This is a genomic window from Pseudomonas sp. P5_A2_2 (assembly GCF_054177685.1).
Genome location: NZ_JBGCUL010000747.1, coordinates 1 through 2,234 on the forward strand (window position 1 = coordinate 1; position 2,234 = coordinate 2,234).

The 2,234-nt window shown below is 64.8% G+C and carries 2 protein-coding genes and 1 pseudogene; all 3 read left to right on the top strand.

All coding sequences use genetic code 11. The annotated features are described in order from the left end of the window. A pseudogene (locus ACXRVY_RS25110) lies at positions 1-298 on the top strand (N-acetyltransferase); the annotation flags it as partial. 4 nt (positions 299-302) lie between these two features. Next, entirely contained in the window at positions 303-1,514 is a 1,212-nt protein-coding gene (locus tag ACXRVY_RS25115; RefSeq protein ID WP_457266165.1) for a GNAT family N-acetyltransferase, read from the top strand. After that, a partial coding sequence (locus tag ACXRVY_RS25120) for a ChbG/HpnK family deacetylase (protein WP_458238532.1) occupies positions 1,486-2,234 on the top strand: 749 nt, incomplete at its 3' end. The genes ACXRVY_RS25115 and ACXRVY_RS25120, both read left to right, overlap by 29 nt.

Here is a 2,234-nt window from a genome sequence, read left to right on the forward strand (position 1 = left end):
GTTCGCTCTCGAGCAGATTCCTGCCTACCGGGGCACCACGCTGTCGGTCGATTTCCAGCTGAACCTGTGGAAAGCCATGGCTGATCAGGGCTGCAACAAAGTGGTGGACATCTGCGAGTCCCACAACATTCCCGCGCTCAAGCTGCACATCCGCATGGGGTATCGCGAGCAGGGGCGGATCATGAACATCTACCACCTGTTCGGCTGGCGCTTCTTCCGCGAAACCCGTTACAGAGGTTCACGCCTGGATGCCTTGCGCAAACCGGCACCCTCTCCTGTTCCAGCCGAGGCGAGTTGATCTTATGTCTGCACGATTCGAATGGCGCACTTCGCTGTGCACCGACGACTTTCCGATAGCGGCTTACGAAGCGTTGCGCCAGCGCGTAACAGACCACACGCCGTTCAACACCCTGGCCTGGCTATACGCGTCGGAACTGGCACTCAAGCCCGTCGAGCAGTTGCACGTGCTTCTCGGCTGGCAGGGTGACGAACTGGCGCTGTGCCTGCCGCTGGTGGCATCCGTGGAGCGCTTTGCGTGTTTGCCGTTTCGGGTCCTGCATCATTTGGGCTATCCCCTAGCCGACCGCCTCGCGCTGCTGACGAGGCTGGACGGCGACGCTATGCGCAACGCGCTGGCGCAGATCCGTCAACACCTGCCCCATGCCGTGCTGCAACTCAACGAACTGGCCGGTCCCACGACGCAGGCCCTGGCACCGTGGCAGGCACTGAGTTCGACCGCCGAACAACGCCTCAGCTGTCGGGTGCCGGTGCACCTGATCAGCGAGGCCGACCATCAGGAAGTCTCCGGCGACCCGCGCTACAAGCTGCGCCGCGCGCGCAAACGCATCGCCGCGTGTGGCGCCCGGGTGCGGCGGATTACTCCTGACGCCCTGACCATGGGGCCGCTGTTGCAGGACATCAGTGAAGTCGAAGCAGTGAGCTGGAAAGGCGATGAAGGGGTCGGGATCTTTGCCGATGCGCGGCATCGCCAGTGGATGGACCGCGCCTTCACCGCCCTCGCGGCCCGGGGCCTGGTGCGCGTGGTGGTGCTGGAGCTGGAGGGGCGCTGCATCAGCTATCGCCTCGGCTTGCTGGAACAGGGCCGACTGTACGACTACAACCTGGCGTTCCTGCCGCAATATGCCGACCTGGGCAGCGGCCGGGTGTTGCTCGAAGAGTGGATTCGCTGGGGCCTGGAAGACAACTGGCAGTGGATCGATGCGTCACGGGTCAGCCTGGAAAACTCCAGCCATCAACTGCACGAACGCATGACCGGGCAACTGGAACACTGGCGCTGGAGTTTTTACTCCTGGCGTCCAGGCGGCCTGGTGCTGGGGCTGGCCTTGCGGGTCTGGCAACGCTTCAAACCCCGATTGCAGCAATGGCGCGCCCGGCGCGCGGCGGCCGCAGTCGCCACCCCTACACCCGGCGCGACACCTGTCGTCAAAACGCCTGCGCCTACGGAAAACCTCAAGGAGGGTAAACATGCCTCGCCAAGTGATAGTCAACGCTGACGATTTCGGCCTCAGTGCCTGCGAAAACGCGGTGATCCTGGGCGCGTTCCAGGCCGGGCTCATCAGCTCCGCCACCGCCATGGCCAACATGCCGGCATTCGAAGCGGCCTGTGCCATGGCCCGGCATCCATTGCTCGAAGGCCGCATCGGCCTGCACTTCAACCTGACCTACGGCCGTCCATTGAGCCAGAGCATTGTGCAACGCCCGACGTTTTGCGACGGTGCCGGTGTGTTCGATCTCAACCTGCCCCGCACCCGCCTCTGGCTCGGGCGCCGGGATCGCCACGCCGTACTGGAAGAACTCGAAGCCCAGTGGCAGCGCTGCCTGGACAACGGCCTGCGCCCCAGCCACCTGGACTCCCATCAGCACGTGCACAACATCTGGCCGATCGGCGAGATCGTCGCACGCTTCGCCGCCCGCCAGGGGGTGCCGGTGCGTCTGGCGCGCAACCTGGGGCAAAACCTCAGCCTTCCCAAGCGCGTGTTCAAGGACCTGCTCAATCGCCGCCTGAGCAACCTGGCCGGCGCTACCGCCGACTACGTGTGCACCCCGGTGGATCTGCGCAACGCGGAGCCGCCAGCCGACGGGCTGCTGGAAATCGTCGCCCACCCGAACCAGCTCGGCGCCGACTTCGGCGATGCCTACCTGGAACCGGGAGAGTCCTTGAGTGCACTGCTGGAACAGCGCTTGCCGGGAGTGCCAAGGGTGGCCTATACCGC

What these genes read in the sequence shown, in the direction of transcription:
- ACXRVY_RS25115 (WP_457266165.1), top strand. Translation starts at nt 303, where the DNA reads ATGTCTGCACGATTCGAATGGCGCACTTCGCTGTGCACCGACGACTTT.